Genomic DNA, 14553 nt, shown 5'->3' on the forward strand with positions numbered 1-14553 from the left:
AAACCTCCTTATGTGTGCTCTACTTAGCATGCTTAAGGCGATACTCAGCCGGCTTCAGCCCTGTTCTCCGCTCAAATTGTTTTAGAAAATGCTGGTAGCTCTTATAACCAACCTGCTCTGCAATCGCACATGAAGCATCGTTGGAATCTCTAAGTAGTCTCATCGCTTCCTCTATCCTAAGATCATGTACCATATCGAGGACACCCTTGCCGTATTTGCGCATAAAAGATTGGCCCAGATGCACAGGATGCATGAAGAAACGTTCGGCCAGCTCCTTAATGGTAAAGGTCTCTCTAAAATGCTCTTGCAAATACTCAGCTACCATCGCCTGTGTTCCGCCGAGCTGTTTTTGACGAAGAGATGATGCCACAGCTTGACACTTCAGGCAAAAATCTTCCAACATACTTGCCGATTTTTCGATGTTCCAGTGATACCGGTCATCGGAATGAAAGGCTGTATCCAGCAACAGATCCTTCGTTTCTCCTCCAAGCTCCTTGCATAGAGAAAAACCACGGAATAAAATCTGGGTCATGAATATTTGTACAAATTCAGGTGCAGTCTTGTTCATTACAAATTGATGGAATGCTTCTCTAATCGACAGACTTAACTGTTCTGGCGAACCGTTCTCCAGATGCTCCATAATGAGATCCACTTCACGGAGAGATTCGGGATTAAACCTTAGACGTTGTTCCTGGATATCTTCGGCGAACAGTAAATTCCCCTGGTGCAGAAACAAAAAACGCTCCGTCTCGATAGCCATACTTCTGGAAAGAGATAAGGCTTCCGGTTGCTGCACAGGCAAACCTACGGCAAACTGAACTCCGTCTGGAACAATTTCATTTAAGTCAGACAACAATCTTTCCGCAAAATCCCGATGACCTCTACCTTGCCATGTTTCTAGCCCTGAAGATGCTTCACCCCATACAATGCCACAGGTATCCTGTTCAATTTCCACTACATAACAGCACGGTTCACGACTCACAGTCTCATGAATCATCGAACGAATCTGACCAGAATCAACACGCTGAAATCTGACCTTCACGTACGTCCACCTCTGAGCTTGTTCATACAGATGAGCGATATCGTGGGCCATCTGTTCTGCATCCTCAACTTCCTGTCCGGTAACCAGTGTAGCCAAAACATGCCGGGTTTCCTGTACTTTGGCCTGTTCACGAACAACTTCGCGCTCTTGCTTTTCCTTCAACTCCTGCGCCAGTCGCTCCAGCATATCGTCCGCTTCCATCGTATCCACAGGTTTGGTTAAGTAATTGCTGACGCCAAGACGAATAGCCTGCCTCGCGTAATTAAAATCGCTGTATCCACTTGTAATGACAAAAATTGTGGAATCATGCCCCTGGCGGCGTGCCTCTTCAATCAATTCCAGCCCGTTCATCGCGGGCATGTGAATATCCGTGACAACGAGATCCGGTTTACTCATACGGATCGCTTCGACTGCCTCTTCTCCATTGGTGCACACACCGTTAATTTCAAACCCAAATTTTCGCCAATCAATTAACAACTGCAGGCCTTCAATCGCAAATGGCTCATCATCCACCAATAGTACTTTATACATCTTGCTGTCCCCCTTTGTTCATCAGTCACAGTCTATCTGTCGGAATATGAAATCCGGCTTCTGTGCCGCTACCCTTCTCACTGCGAATCGTGAACGTTGCATCTCCTTCATAAAATAATTCCAGGCGGCGATAGACATTACGGATGCCCACATGTGAACCGTCCTTCGCCTGATCCGAGCGTACATCCTGTATTAATTGCCTCAGTTTATCCTGTTCCATCCCGATCCCATTATCGATGACACGAATAACAAGTCCGGATTCACCTAGCTTTGCAGTAATGTGAATTAATCGCCCATTCTTACGTGCTTGCAGTCCATGTTTGCACGCATTTTCCACCAGCGGCTGAATACTCATACGCGGAATACGTTTGCCTGCAGCCTTTGGATCAATATCCAGAGTATAATCAAACAACTCTCCGAACCTGAACTTCTCAATTTGAAGATAAAGTGTTGTGAACTGCAACTCCTCTTCGAGTGCAATCAGGTTGTCTGATCTGCTGAGCAACTGTCTCATAAGTAAAGATAAGCTTTTAATAATCTCAGATACTTCGGTATAGCCGTTTTTAGTGCTCACCACGAGCAGGGCATTCAGTGTATTAAACAGAAAATGTGGATTCATCTGGCTCTGGAGCATAGATAACTCCGTTCGGACTTGATCCAGTTCCAAATCCTTGTGCCTGATCTCCAGTTTGTATACGTCGTTAATCAGAGAATGGATTTTGCTGATCATCATATTAAACGTGCGAATTAACCCGCCAATCTCGTCCCGACCTTCCTGAATCTCAATCAGGTCAAAACGTTCATTCCGCACTTTCTCCATATGCCGTGACAATTTACGGACACGGTAGTGGTACGAACGCAGAATAAAGTAAATGAGCACCGAGGGTACGATGACACTGATGACCGCGAGCCACAAAATAGAATTACGCGCTTCGTTCAACAACTGATCCACATGCCGCGTATCCGCAACACCGATCAGCTTCCAGCCGTCCAGATAAGCCAGATTGCCAAGTGACTTCTCCATGATATATTCGGAATTCGCATCCGAAGACCATCCCTCTGCCGGGAAGCGTGCACTGGAAACGACCGGACGGCTATTTCCGTCCACAAGCATGAGCTGCAGGCTGTTTGTCTCCCGATTAAGGATGCTGTAAATGCGATTCACTTCGAGATCAATTTTGGAATACTTCGCGTAGGTAGCATATGAAGTAAATGTCTTCATTTTCCCAATGACACTAATTCGCTTCCCTCGGCTAAATCCAGACTGTTCTTCGTAATCAATAACTAAAATATCGCCGTTTGCTTGATTTAACTGCTCCATGCCCGGCAGTGATGTCATTTTGTCCTTCATGACGATGTAGTGACTACCGGTCTGAATGGTATCGTTATCCGTAAAAATTCGGACTTCCAAAATATTAGCCGACATATAACGTGTCAATTTGTCACGCAAGAAAACATGGTATTCGTTGTAATAATCCACAGGTGACGCATAGGTACGATCCAAGGCTTCATACAAGGAATCATCGGCGGCAATCATACGGCTTAGCGCCACGCTCTCATCAATCATACCGACCAATTCTCCCGCAGCTCTGTCAATTGATTTGCGCAAATTTTCCTGTTCCCGCACTTTGATATCTGCAGATGTTCGTTGATAAAAAAACAGATTAATCGCAATAATCGGAAGAAGAATACTGACCACATAGATCAGCAAAAACTTATATCGAAGGGGGATGTCGTTTACGGTATGAAAAGTCCTCTTTTTCTTATGCACATGATCACCCTTGGTTGTTGTTTTTATATAGAGATGGGAGCTCGCCTGTAAGCGCTTTAAATTTTTCTGTAAAATACTCCGCATCATGATAGCCCAATTCAAACGCGATATCTGAAATTTTCATATTGGTTCGGCGGAGCATCCTGCGTGCCTCTTCAATACGAAGACGATGAACATATTCACTGAAGCTGATTCCCATCTCACGCTTGAACTGCTGACCTAAATAAGCTGCGTTGACATGAATATGATTCGCTAGCTGCTGCAGTTTGATTTTGGTACGATAGTGCTCCTTCAGATACTGTACGGCCTCTGCCACGAGCCCACTGGAACCCGGATCAGCCTGAGCCATTGAGGCAAAGGTTTCCGTAATCCGAATAAACAATTTCTTCAAGTCTCCCATGAACCAACTCTCTGTATGATGCCAGATCCGCACTTGGAGAAGAGTCTGATCTGCTCCGATCATGCTATATCTGCGCAGTAGTTCCCCGTGGATGTATCTGACTGCGCTTTGAGCCCAAATCATCGCGGCCCGTGATTCCTGCATCTCCTGTAGCATATCATCCACAGTGCGAGCAATGCCTTTTACATCTCCTGCCTCGATTAAAGCGATAAACTGCCGGGCACGCGATGCCATTTTCTCCAGATCCGCCTCATCCAGCATGCCGCCCTCATCCGTAGTTGTGTCCAGCATCTCCATGGCGTGATATTGCTCTTCCGCAAGCTTGATCTCTATTTCCTGCCGCTGGGTATCCAGCGGTACGATCAGGTTCCGTAATAACTCGTGAATTTCTTCTGGCACCAAAGGTTTGAGCACATATTCATTCACCCGATATCGTATCGCCTGCTGTGCATAACCAAACTCGGAATACCCTGTTACGATCACGATTTGGGAATCATATTTTAACTCTTCACGCATGGTTCGGATCAGCCCCAGTCCATCAAGCACGGGCATCTGGATATCGGTTACCACCAAATCCGGATTTACATGGTTGATCAGTTCCAGTGCTTCTTCTCCATCGGTCGCAGTTCCACACAACTCATATCCGCAGCCTTGCCAATCGATCATCGTTTTCCAGCCTTCCAGCATAAACGGCTCATCATCTGCTACAATGACCTTGTACATTGGATTCACCTGCCATTTCCCCTTTTTTTCTCCAGTATGGCATCGTACCGTCCATGTGACAATGCTATTATTCGAATAAATCTGCTCTATATATAAGATACTTCAAAAAAGCCTTACAGGCTCGCCCTTTTTATGGGGTCCGCATGTAAGGCTGTAATTCCGAAACACTCAGCAAAGCGCTGGGTGTTTCGCTTAAACGTTTATCTAAATTGAGCCTGAACCTTTGCCCTAGCCTTCTTTTTACTTTTGCCCGATAATGCGCCAAAATGAATCCTTCGGTTGCTGCTTGGTATCGAACACAAATGGCCAGTTTTTGCGGCCGCGTACCGGGAAATGATCCAACCACGTATAATGATCAGCCACACCCCAGAATGTTACAGAAGTAATATTGGATTGATACTCCCGGAACAGCTTGAAAATCTCCTCATACCGTTTCTCCTGAAGCTCCATCATCTCAGGCGTCGGCTCTGTCAGATCAGTGCGCTTATCATCATGTTGAAACACAGATACATCCAATTCAGTGACGTGAAGCTGCACATCCAGTGAAGCATAACGTTCAATGGCTTCACGGATCTCTTCAATAGACGGACCATGAATATTCCAGTGTCCTTGCATACCAATACCATGAACCGGAACCCCCTGATCCAGCAGGGACCGAACCAGATTGTATATTTTCTCCCGTTTGACCGGATTAGTCTCGTTGTAATCATTATAGAACAACAGCGCATCAGGATCAGCTTCATGAGCCATATGGAATGCCTGTGCCAGGTAATCTTCTCCCAGCAATCGCAACCAGTTTGTATCTCGCATGATCACATCAGTCTTGTCTTCAATCGCCTCGTTTACCACATCCCATGCGTAGATCTGTCCTTTGTAACGGCCAACAACGGTATCGATATGCTGCTTCAAGCGGGACAACATCAGTTCCCTCGAAGCCGGTCCGCCGGAAGCATCCTCAAACACCCATGCCGGCGTCTGATTGTGCCATACCAACGTGTGACCACGTACACCTATCGCACGGCCCACTGCAAAATCAACGATCTCATCTGCTGCCTCAAACGTATATTCATGTTCTCGCGGATGAACTTCTTCAAACTTCATCTGATTCTCCGCAGTAACACTATTGTAGTGCTTCGCAATAAATTCCCCTTCGGATTGTAGCATTCTTGTATGTACTGCTGCACCTATTTTGAACGCATCGGCATAAGCAGTATGTAGGGACGGAATTTCGGTAGACATCCTGGTTCCTCCTCGCAGATTTATTTCTTCATCATAACGGATAATGAATGCGCTTTCCCTGAACAAAATAAACCTTCTCCCCCCTGAAATTCTACCAATTTCAGCACAAAAAGAAGAAATGCAGGCAATATACGTTATAACTTGTCTATCTGTAGCAAAGTCACTTGCTTCACTGTACATGCCGGGCTGACTTGTTCTTCAGAGAGTACATTAAGCTTAATCAGGCTTTTCAGCTTATGGCTGTCCACCTTGGACAGCAGCCTCCAGATCTCTGGGTCAGGCAACGATGCGTACAGCTTCTGATCGTCATATTCCTTGCGGTGCTGGAGCACCGTTTTCACCTTATATCCCCCTACTTCGGTTTCATATACGCCTTGCTGAGCACAGTATGCCACAATCTCATCTCTCAATACAGATAACTGTTGTTCGATCTCTTTCTGCTGCTGTTTCAGTTCAAAGTAAGTCTGTACCTTCTGTTCCATTACTCATCACGCTCCTCTACTACCATAGGTATGCAGAAAATACGAGTTTAGGACAGGCTTGTAGGTCACCTTAAAAAGATATTCCGAATACCAAATCGTAATTTTAGGACTTTAAGGAAATGCTCTATAGAGGGGATATTTCATTTACAACAAGTCTGCTTGGAGGTAAGGGTTATGAGTAGCTACATCAAACACTCGCCGCATGACTTCTGCATTTCTCGGAACATCGCCTTCGCGCGAGAGCAACACCCAGCGTAACCAGGCCAATGCTTCAAAACCCTCCTCCTCATCCAGCGTATCGCCGGCAACCGCTCGTAATTCGGCCTGATAAAACATTCCGAACTCTTCTCCGTTATAGATGGTAATTAGAAAAACAGACCATGCCGCATCATATCTCGGATCTCCGCACTGTCCGTTGGTCCAGTCTATGATAGTGTATTTTCCATTCATCTCTAGAATATTCCCTAGGTTATAGTCACCATGAATGAAGTGATCCTGTCTGATCTTTATACGTTTCATTAAGTCATGAACAATGTGATGGATATCTAGGTGCTTAGCAACCTGAGGAAAAAAATAGTCAACGAAATTGTAACGTGGAATGTAATTTTGTTTTGCTTCTTTCGTTTGCGGCTCTTTAACACGGACTGGATGCTGGTGGATATTATTTAAAGTCTGAGCAAGCCGTCTTAATATTCCTTGATCTAGCCGGGTAACCGGCACACCATCGTAACTTGTGAGCAGTACTTGATTCTGATGCTCATCCATCCCCCAGCCATATGGCTGGGATACCTGGATCCCACTTTGAATCAACTCCTGCAATAACTGATACTGTTTTTCAATATCCGGACGAGAATCCTTATTCCAGATCTTCAGTACACACAGCTGATCATGAAGTTCAACACGCATAACATCCGCTTCCAATCCAGGCTTTAGCGGGATCATCCGATGCTCCTGACCTATTTCCCGCCGAATCGCTTCATCCAGTTGAACCCAGTGGATACTGCGAAGTTGTATCACTTGTACTCACCTCACGGCCCTTCATCATGGTTAGGTTCAATCAATCCTTTACCTATAACATTAGCAGATACGGGCTCTCGGCCAAGTTCTCTTGCCCATACGGATAACTGCCCTATATGATGGATTTCATGTGCAATGACATGACGCATGACTTCGCCCCAAGCATCGATATGCACGTGTCCGTCGCTTCGGCGGTCGATGTAAGTTCTCTTTTCCATGCTCGGCTCCCACAATAAAACAAATGCTTCTACATCTTGATGTAGCTTGCGGTCCAGCTCACGAACAGCTTCGAGCGTCTGGTAGTTTGCAAAATCCTCCGCAGTATCCGGTTTTCCTTGTAGCAGTTGAAGCCAGCTCCACTCCACATCAATGATATGAAAAAAAGTCTTAAGTATACTTCCCACACCACCTGTACGCGGTCGAAGCAATTCTTCTGGCGGCAGGTCAGCACACCACGCATACCACTGTTCACGCACGATCCAGTTGTATTGAAAAAAGGTTTCCATACCATAGCCTCCTATGTTGCTGTACTCAGGTCATTATAGCTTCTTGATCAATTCAATAAATTATTATTCATTCCACTGATTTCTTAGTTAATCTTTTTTTGATATACACAATCACATGTATTCCGGCATAAATTAATAGAACATTCACGATATATACTAGTAAATTAATATACATATCCGATATAAACCATGTCGATCCATTCGAATTCGAGACATGATAATCCGTCAAAAAACGAAGCGGGAATCCATACTCGGTTCGTAAAGGTTCGTTATCATCATTCAGCGTTCCCGGAATAAAAAAGACAGCCAATACAGCGAGCCAAGCCGACAGATTGAATATTTTTTTATGTATCTTCATTACGTCTCCTCCTGTTCCTGCTTAGCCAGATTTCCTCCGTAATAGGTCCCCTCCAGCTCTCGGTCCAGGTAATCTTTTAATGCCTGATGATGCATTATATACCTCGAATCCTGATTAAAACGGCCCTTTTTCGTAACATATATCTCTTTACCATTGTATTGTATCGTGACCTGAGTGTTATGCTTCAATCTCAGAGCGATACCCATATGAACACTACCCTCAATGCGATCTACAGGTGTCTTCGCTGACGCTGGAGCTTCATTCAACCAATGAACAACCCTGCTTGTTTCCGCTTCACTTAAAACAGCATCATCAAAACGGATCTGCGCTCCACTACCACCTAACTTGGTATATATTGCTTTGCTCGTGTCTGCACGGACAACCTCCGCGCTAGATAAAGAGGTTTCGATATCCACAAACCGGTTGTTCATAAAAAAGAAGTACAGGGCTAGCGCTGCTACCACAGTACCCATAACCAACCAGAATCGTTTGATATTTCGTGTATTATTCATCCTTCATCACCTCCCAATGTGTGCCTTGTTCACCACATGAGCGAACATGCTCAGCAGCGAATTATGATATTCAATCATTTGCTGTTCCACGTTTCAACGGTCTCCACTATTCTTATAATAAAAACAACCTGAATTGAACTTTAGTTACAGTCTATTTTGTCATCCGTGAGAATTGTGCATGGTCCTCTGTAATCGACCTCATCCTGTGACATGGAATCCGTGATGAATTTCAAGCGTTCTCTGTTCTCTTTAACCGCGGCGAAAAGCATCCCCGTCACAGAAGACATATTTTTCTCACCTTTTAAATCATGAATCATGCCCTCACCTCTTCATTAAGCTTCGTTACTGTCTCTCTTTCAATAAAGACTTAATTTCCTTTAACTCTTCCAAAATCTCTTTCGTATGCTGCGTATTTTTTGAAGTATCAATGGCTGTTTTGATGACATATTGACCTAGAATTAAAAGTACAAGTAAACAAATAATTATACCAAATATAATGATCTTTTCCTCCTCTTTCTGAAATAAAGAGGGCGATCTCATTAGACCGCCCTATCTCTACAACATTTCTTTTTCGAGTTGATTTCCATGGAACGCTTTCAAAATAAAATCCTTATCTGGAACGTTCAGATGCTCATACGCTTGAAGATACTGCCTGTTGTTATAGGGAACCGCTGTAAATCTCATATCCAGACGTTCCTTCTGAAAATCCACAATTCCGTATCTTGCCACCGCAAGATCATTGCATCCCAACGCTCCAGGATTCATGTAAACCCGCTGCTCTGTTCTGAAATAATGCAATATGTGATAATGTCCAAAACAGATCAGGTCATACGGTGTTCCTTTATATTTTGCATCCCACTTCACGCCTGAGGGTTCTCGGTCAATCGTATCCAGCTTGTTATCATTCATATGATAATGAGTCAAAAGTATATGATGTCCTTCAACTTCTTTTTCGATTGATTGGGGCAGCTTCTGTATTCTCTTGATCGACTCCTGACTAAGCTGACCGCCAACCCACTCATGATGTTCTTTCATTCCTTTGTGTCCTTCTAGCGGTCCTCTGCCTTGAAGCAAATGAAGCACAGCAGCTTCGTGATTCCCTGCAATGGCTGTCATATGCTCGCGGCTGTACAACATTTCGATGACTTCATTCGAATAAGGACCAATGCCAATCATATCCCCTAAACAAAATATTTGCTCAATGTCTCCCTGTTGATCGATATCATTTAGCACAGCTCGAAGCGCAGGAGTATTTCCGTGAATATCGGTTAAAATGGCAACCTTCATTCCGCTTTCTCCTCAGGAATATACATCGTCTGAATCTCCTGCACACCTTGAACGAAACCCAGATTCAGATATACAGACTCGGCATCATTGCCTTCCATCACATACAGTCGCAAAAATGGATAGTGCCCCTTGAGCATCGTTAATGCTCTTTGTAACATTTGGGTAGCAAGTCCTCTGCCTCTGTACGAGGGGATTACGCCAATACTGTATACCGCAGCCTGATCATCCTGTAAACACAAGCGGCAGTTAGCGACCAACTCACCCGTTTCGCGATCATATACCAATGTAGATGCCTGAGTCAGGATTTCATTCGTATAATTAGGATCTTCGTCAGGTGTAAAATCTTCAAGAGAGCTCCGCTTTCTGCGCGTTGCTTCCAGACTTCCACCGAAACTTTCCAGATCACACTGGGCAATTTCCTCTTCGTTTACATATTTGAAGCCTGATTCTTTTCCAATAATCTCTGGGCTCTTAACAGTCACCCTGCTGTCCCAATCCACCTCGAAATGATCCGTGGGACGCTGCATCCAGCGGCATCTGAATTCGACCGGCCAGAACCCCGCTCTCGCAAACCAGTCGACTTGTCCCGGAAGAATCTCAAATGTCAGAATACGTTTGCTACGATCCGAACACTGCATTAATTTCCGTTTCAGCAGCTTGACGATCTCAAATCCTTGCTGGAATGGCGGAATGAGAAACAAATGATACATCTTGTTAGGCTCCATTCGTACACCGCCTATTTTACTTTCCCCTCGATAGATCCAGTACGCGCTGCACCTTGTGGAACTGAATTCTTCTTCCCTGAAAAATCCGACGTATCCCATATCATAATAGATGGTACAAAATAACCCCCACTCCGTAACATCGGCAAGGCGAATCGAATATTCATCCGACAGATCATATTGGAGCGTGTCCGCAGTCCATTCTGTTAATCTCATATGCATTCCTCCTAAACCGGGTATCCGATTTCTGCAATGTCTTCTTCCAACTCGTCTAACTCAATCTCCGGGTTTAATGACTGTAACAGTTGTTCATCCAACGATTTCATGGCAAAAACATGCTGAATCGGCTCTAGATCCAGTTCAATCTCATAATACTCCTGAGCCCAAACATGGTAGTGCTCCGCACCGCCCACAAGAACTTGTAGCAGAGCATAAGCTTCATCCGGAAGCTCTTGACTCGAAACCCACTTGTTCTGTTTCTCTTCATTCCAGATGCAGAAGGTAGTCTGATCCATCATAAAAGCAGGCTCGTCCAGAAACGTCTTTTTGAAGTCTGCCGGCACACCCTCCAATACATCACCAAATTGATCTTGATGTAGGGAAGCATAAGCTTTGTCGTAACCTTTGACGATTAAACGGTTGCTCGAATCAAATAATGCGAAATAGTGATCTCCCTCACCATCTCTCATGGAAGCCATCTGTTCGTTCACATCCCAATGCGCATTGTACGAATAATACCTGTACTCCCATTCTGGCATTAGTATTGCATCCAGCATCGCTGCTGCTCTGAAGATTCGTTGACATTCAGAAACGCAGGGCAATTGACGGATAAAATCAGAAGCATTACTCATGTCTTTTCCTCCTGATCAGTTGTATTGATATTCCGAATTCCTACTTTGTCCACTCCTATACTTAAGAGTTGTTCGGAACAAAAATCAGCCAGCTGTTCGAGCTGCCATAATTAGCTGTAACACCCCGTTTTTTTCTTCCGAGGTAAATAGAATCATCTGCATTCCTTGGTTGATCTGTACGTGAACCCGCTCTGCACCCAGAGCTTTCAAAGCTTCCAATGCATAACCTACATTAAGTGACACTTTACATTCCGCCCCCACAAAATCCTGTATATCGAGAGACTCTGAAGCATAATTCACTTGACTTGAGGCGTTGAATTCAACTTGCCCCGCATGAACCCGCATTTGAGTCAGATTGGTCTTCTCCTGAGATGCAATGATCGCAACCCGATCCAGGGCCGATATAAGAGCAGGTGCATGCACGACAAATCGAGCCGCGTACACGGAGTCAACACCTATATCCACGTTCGGATAAGTTCCTGTGATGGAATGAGTCAGAAGAGTAAAATCGTTGCCCGTGAACTCGATTTTAGTTTTACACCATTTTACATGAACAGCTTCATTCCCAATAAGTTTCTCAAGCTCATTCACAGTTCGACCAGGAACAATGACTCCTTTGCTTGTGGTAGCCTTCTCAGACGTAAAAACCTGCTCCACCTTACCCATTCGATACCGGTCACAACCAATCATGATTAACGTATTATCCCTAACTTCCATCTTTACTCCAGTAAGCGTAGGCAGATGTTCTTTTTTCTGAACTGCAAACAAGGTTTGACGAATAGCATCTCGCAAACTTGCTCCGCGGATGGCAAACAACGTGTGATCCTCCATACGCTCTGGAATCGGATATTCATCAACCTGCAGCAACTTAAGGACAAAGGTTGATCTGTTCGAAAGGGTTGAAACCATTAACCGATCACTCGTCGCCTCAGTGGATAACATGATTTCGTTGTCCTCCATCTTCCGCACGATCTCAGCCAGAAGTTTCGCCTGAACCGCCACTTTTCCCTTTTGCTGTATTTGAATATGTTCCTTAGCCATCTCCGTCATCAAAAAAGTGGTACCATCCCCACCAATTAGATTGATCCGATCTGTAACCGCCTCCATAAATATACACTCAAGCACGCGAGCTTGCTCGTTAGACGGTACAAAGCGGACTGTTTTAGTTAACTGTTCCAGTAAACGAATACGGTTTATGATCACTCTCATTGGGGCAGCTCCCTGTTATGGATATTTATCTGTGAAATGATGATGTATGCGAACCCTTGAATTATAAACATCAGGGTTACAAACTCAATCATAAGGCCATCTCCTGCACCAAAATCATTCCATAAATCGATCATAATCTGACTCGGCTGGGATACCATATCCCATGAATTCCATCGATTAAATCTGCCAATATACACGCCTAAACTGCTCAGAAGCAAAATAATTGCCACGACTATCCAGCAAACAAACCTGTGTACAAACCGATGAAGCAACTGTTGTATTTGTATCACAGAACATGTCGAGAGTAGCAAACCTACGATGGCAACAGTAAATGCAAGTGTCAGACTGTACCAAAAATCTATAGTAAACCAAAATCGACTCCCCTGTTGAGCCGTAAAATATCGGAATGCATGCAGCATCTCTGTAAACAGATAGGCCGCATTAGGCAAAAAGAAAAGCCAGATCAGACCGAGCAACGCAACCAGTGTCACGCCCAGCCATCCGGGTCTCACAGCCTTGCGCTGGAAGGCGTAAGCCATAAGCAATGAAATGAGTAATGGAACCCATGCCAGAAACATGTCCCAACCTAAAAAGGCATACATGTTTGAACCGAGCTTTGCTCGCAAGTATGCAGCAATGCCTAAACAAAATAACGTCATAAGCAGCAACATAAACGTCATTGCCATAAATCCTTTATTCAATATTTTGTATTGATATCGTTTAGTTCTCATCTTGTTGGATTAATCGTTCTCCTTAGATAATCTATAGATACTTCTTAAACGCTTTGCTGGACTCGCCATCATAACCAAGTTGTGTATAAAATTGATGGGCCGCATGTCTGGAAGCTCCGCTTGCGAGCAGCATCTTCGATGCATTCATCTGCACACATACCTGTTCCAGATGCTGCATTAATTCTGTCCCGTATCCCTTTCCCTGCACCTTGTCAGAGATAATCACTCTCTCTACAACACCAAAGGGACGATGTCCTGAGAGTGCATCCAAGCAAATATGTAAATGAGCTGTACCGACCACCTGCTCCCGGGCTTCGTATACAAAAAGGAAGCTGTGTTCGTGACACTTGATCTCTTCAATTCGTTCAGCCAGTACCTCGATATTCGCATGGTTAGGCAATAGTTCCCTGTACAACCCTTCAATAGCCGCTGCATCCCTGGCTTCGGCTTCTCTGATCATTTTTACCGCCCCTATTCTCTGACCTGATAACTTAAAATAATGTCACCGTTATCCTCAAATTCACCTGTTTCCTGAAAACCACAACGTTTGTACAGTGCATTAGCCACAACATTATGTGGCACATGGGATACTCTGATCTGCCGACAATCACTTCGCTCCTGCAACATGTGAATGACTTCCTGAATCGCACGTTTCCCATAACCCTGACCTTGATGTTTCCCATCCATCATAAAACGAAGAATCCAGTAATACCCATCCGTATACATCTCATTATCAAACAAAATAAACCCGACCATATCATTTCCCGCATAGATCCCGTAAGGTCTCGAAGTCAATTCCTTGGTCGCATGAATTAAAGAATCCGCATTGCTTGCTACCAATTTGAGCTGATCTTCCCTCGGTTGCAGACGGATGCATTCACTTTCATTTTCCTGTGTAATCGGTTGTAAGGTCACTTGATTTTCCATGTGGTGATTCATATTCATTACGCCTTTTCCTCCTGTTACTACCTAGTAACGAACTCTTACTATATTAAAATCATAATCTATCATAACCCAGAATGTGGATTATGCGTATAATTTTTTCCTCCCCATTTTGTAATCTCCCTTCCACTCTGTTCCATGCAAAAAGCCACGAAATCCGTGGCTTAACCCTCATGCTTTATTTTGTTAATCCAGCATTACTGTTCTTAAGCTTAGCTTGGTTCACGGTT

Annotated in this window: 17 protein-coding genes; all 17 read right to left on the reverse strand. The window is 44.4% G+C overall.

Translation table 11 applies throughout. The annotated features are described in order from the left end of the window. Nucleotides 1-19: 19 nt before the first annotated feature. The 17 genes from AC1VYS_RS21530 to AC1VYS_RS21610 all read right to left on the reverse strand — a co-directional run bounded on the left by AC1VYS_RS21530 (nt 20) and on the right by AC1VYS_RS21610 (nt 14326). Entirely contained in the window at nt 20-1573 is a 1554-nt protein-coding gene (locus tag AC1VYS_RS21530) for a response regulator transcription factor (protein ID WP_482911402.1), read from the reverse strand. 25 nt (nt 1574-1598) lie between these two features. Then, nucleotides 1599-3344, reverse strand: a complete 1746-nt coding sequence (locus tag AC1VYS_RS21535) for a sensor histidine kinase (protein WP_482911403.1) — start codon at nt 3342-3344, stop codon at nt 1599-1601. 4 nt (nt 3345-3348) lie between these two features. Further along, the gene (locus tag AC1VYS_RS21540) at nt 3349-4467 is read right to left on the reverse strand and encodes a response regulator transcription factor (protein WP_482915084.1); all 1119 of its coding nucleotides are present in this window, start codon (nt 4465-4467) and stop codon (nt 3349-3351) included. 240 nt (nt 4468-4707) lie between these two features. Next, a complete protein-coding gene (locus AC1VYS_RS21545) occupies nt 4708-5706 on the reverse strand; it encodes an endo-1,4-beta-xylanase (RefSeq protein WP_482911404.1) in 999 nt (332 codons plus the stop codon). 134 nt (nt 5707-5840) lie between these two features. Continuing rightward, nucleotides 5841-6188, reverse strand: a complete 348-nt coding sequence (locus tag AC1VYS_RS21550) for a hypothetical protein (RefSeq protein ID WP_090915355.1) — start codon at nt 6186-6188, stop codon at nt 5841-5843. A 144-nt stretch (nt 6189-6332) separates the two neighbouring features. Continuing rightward, nucleotides 6333-7205: an aminoglycoside phosphotransferase family protein gene (locus AC1VYS_RS21555; RefSeq protein ID WP_482911405.1), complete on the reverse strand. Its 873-nt coding sequence runs from the start codon at nt 7203-7205 to the stop codon at nt 6333-6335. Between the two features lie 11 nt (nt 7206-7216). Next, nucleotides 7217-7711, reverse strand: a complete 495-nt coding sequence (locus AC1VYS_RS21560) for a DinB family protein (protein ID WP_482911406.1) — start codon at nt 7709-7711, stop codon at nt 7217-7219. A 67-nt stretch (nt 7712-7778) separates the two neighbouring features. Further along, nucleotides 7779-8069, reverse strand: a complete 291-nt coding sequence (locus AC1VYS_RS21565; protein WP_482911407.1) for a hypothetical protein — start codon at nt 8067-8069, stop codon at nt 7779-7781. After that, the gene (locus AC1VYS_RS21570) at nt 8069-8581 is read right to left on the reverse strand and encodes a hypothetical protein (RefSeq protein WP_482911408.1); all 513 of its coding nucleotides are present in this window, start codon (nt 8579-8581) and stop codon (nt 8069-8071) included. The genes AC1VYS_RS21565 and AC1VYS_RS21570 overlap by 1 nt, the downstream gene beginning before the upstream one ends. A gap of 140 nt (nt 8582-8721) precedes the next feature. After that, nucleotides 8722-8898, reverse strand: coding sequence for a hypothetical protein (locus AC1VYS_RS21575; RefSeq protein ID WP_482911409.1), 177 nt, complete (start codon nt 8896-8898; stop codon nt 8722-8724). A gap of 238 nt (nt 8899-9136) precedes the next feature. Further along, the gene (locus AC1VYS_RS21580) at nt 9137-9868 is read right to left on the reverse strand and encodes a metallophosphoesterase family protein (RefSeq protein WP_482911410.1); all 732 of its coding nucleotides are present in this window, start codon (nt 9866-9868) and stop codon (nt 9137-9139) included. Continuing rightward, on the reverse strand, nt 9865-10806 hold the full coding sequence (locus AC1VYS_RS21585; protein ID WP_482911411.1) for a GNAT family N-acetyltransferase: 942 nt from the start codon (nt 10804-10806) through the stop codon (nt 9865-9867). Before AC1VYS_RS21585 ends, AC1VYS_RS21580 begins: the two co-directional genes overlap by 4 nt. An 11-nt stretch (nt 10807-10817) precedes the next feature. Then, entirely contained in the window at nt 10818-11441 is a 624-nt protein-coding gene (locus AC1VYS_RS21590; protein WP_482911412.1) for a hypothetical protein, read from the reverse strand. An 84-nt stretch (nt 11442-11525) separates the two neighbouring features. Further along, nucleotides 11526-12650: a DNA polymerase III subunit beta gene (dnaN, locus tag AC1VYS_RS21595; protein ID WP_482911413.1), complete on the reverse strand. Its 1125-nt coding sequence runs from the start codon at nt 12648-12650 to the stop codon at nt 11526-11528. Beyond that, entirely contained in the window at nt 12647-13381 is a 735-nt protein-coding gene (locus tag AC1VYS_RS21600; RefSeq protein ID WP_482911414.1) for a DUF1361 domain-containing protein, read from the reverse strand. The genes dnaN and AC1VYS_RS21600 overlap by 4 nt, the downstream gene beginning before the upstream one ends. Nucleotides 13382-13412: 31 nt before the next feature. Beyond that, complete coding sequence (locus AC1VYS_RS21605) at nt 13413-13841, reverse strand: GNAT family N-acetyltransferase (RefSeq protein ID WP_482911415.1); 429 nt, start codon at nt 13839-13841, stop codon at nt 13413-13415. 11 nt (nt 13842-13852) lie between these two features. Next, complete coding sequence (locus AC1VYS_RS21610) at nt 13853-14326, reverse strand: GNAT family N-acetyltransferase (protein ID WP_482911416.1); 474 nt, start codon at nt 14324-14326, stop codon at nt 13853-13855. Nucleotides 14327-14553: the final 227 nt, after the last annotated feature.

The organism is Paenibacillus sp. G34, from assembly GCF_056856875.1.

Excerpts from the sequence above, each read along its gene's own strand:
- AC1VYS_RS21530 (WP_482911402.1), bottom strand. The coding sequence starts at position 1,573 with ATGTATAAAGTACTATTGGTGGATGATGAGCCATTTGCGATTGAAGGC.
- AC1VYS_RS21540 (WP_482915084.1), bottom strand. The coding sequence starts at position 4,467 with ATGTACAAGGTCATTGTAGCAGATGATGAGCCGTTTATGCTGGAAGGC.
- AC1VYS_RS21545 (WP_482911404.1), bottom strand. The coding sequence starts at position 5,706 with ATGTCTACCGAAATTCCGTCCCTACATACTGCTTATGCCGATGCGTTC.
- AC1VYS_RS21550 (WP_090915355.1), bottom strand. The coding sequence starts at position 6,188 with ATGGAACAGAAGGTACAGACTTACTTTGAACTGAAACAGCAGCAGAAA.
- AC1VYS_RS21560 (WP_482911406.1), bottom strand. The coding sequence starts at position 7,711 with ATGGAAACCTTTTTTCAATACAACTGGATCGTGCGTGAACAGTGGTAT.
- AC1VYS_RS21565 (WP_482911407.1), bottom strand. The coding sequence starts at position 8,069 with ATGAAGATACATAAAAAAATATTCAATCTGTCGGCTTGGCTCGCTGTA.
- AC1VYS_RS21570 (WP_482911408.1), bottom strand. The coding sequence starts at position 8,581 with ATGAATAATACACGAAATATCAAACGATTCTGGTTGGTTATGGGTACT.
- AC1VYS_RS21575 (WP_482911409.1), bottom strand. The coding sequence starts at position 8,898 with ATGATTCATGATTTAAAAGGTGAGAAAAATATGTCTTCTGTGACGGGG.
- AC1VYS_RS21580 (WP_482911410.1), bottom strand. The coding sequence starts at position 9,868 with ATGAAGGTTGCCATTTTAACCGATATTCACGGAAATACTCCTGCGCTT.
- AC1VYS_RS21585 (WP_482911411.1), bottom strand. The coding sequence starts at position 10,806 with ATGAGATTAACAGAATGGACTGCGGACACGCTCCAATATGATCTGTCG.
- AC1VYS_RS21590 (WP_482911412.1), bottom strand. The coding sequence starts at position 11,441 with ATGAGTAATGCTTCTGATTTTATCCGTCAATTGCCCTGCGTTTCTGAA.
- dnaN (WP_482911413.1), bottom strand. The coding sequence starts at position 12,650 with ATGAGAGTGATCATAAACCGTATTCGTTTACTGGAACAGTTAACTAAA.
- AC1VYS_RS21600 (WP_482911414.1), bottom strand. The coding sequence starts at position 13,381 with ATGAGAACTAAACGATATCAATACAAAATATTGAATAAAGGATTTATG.
- AC1VYS_RS21605 (WP_482911415.1), bottom strand. The coding sequence starts at position 13,841 with ATGATCAGAGAAGCCGAAGCCAGGGATGCAGCGGCTATTGAAGGGTTG.
- AC1VYS_RS21610 (WP_482911416.1), bottom strand. The coding sequence starts at position 14,326 with ATGAATATGAATCACCACATGGAAAATCAAGTGACCTTACAACCGATT.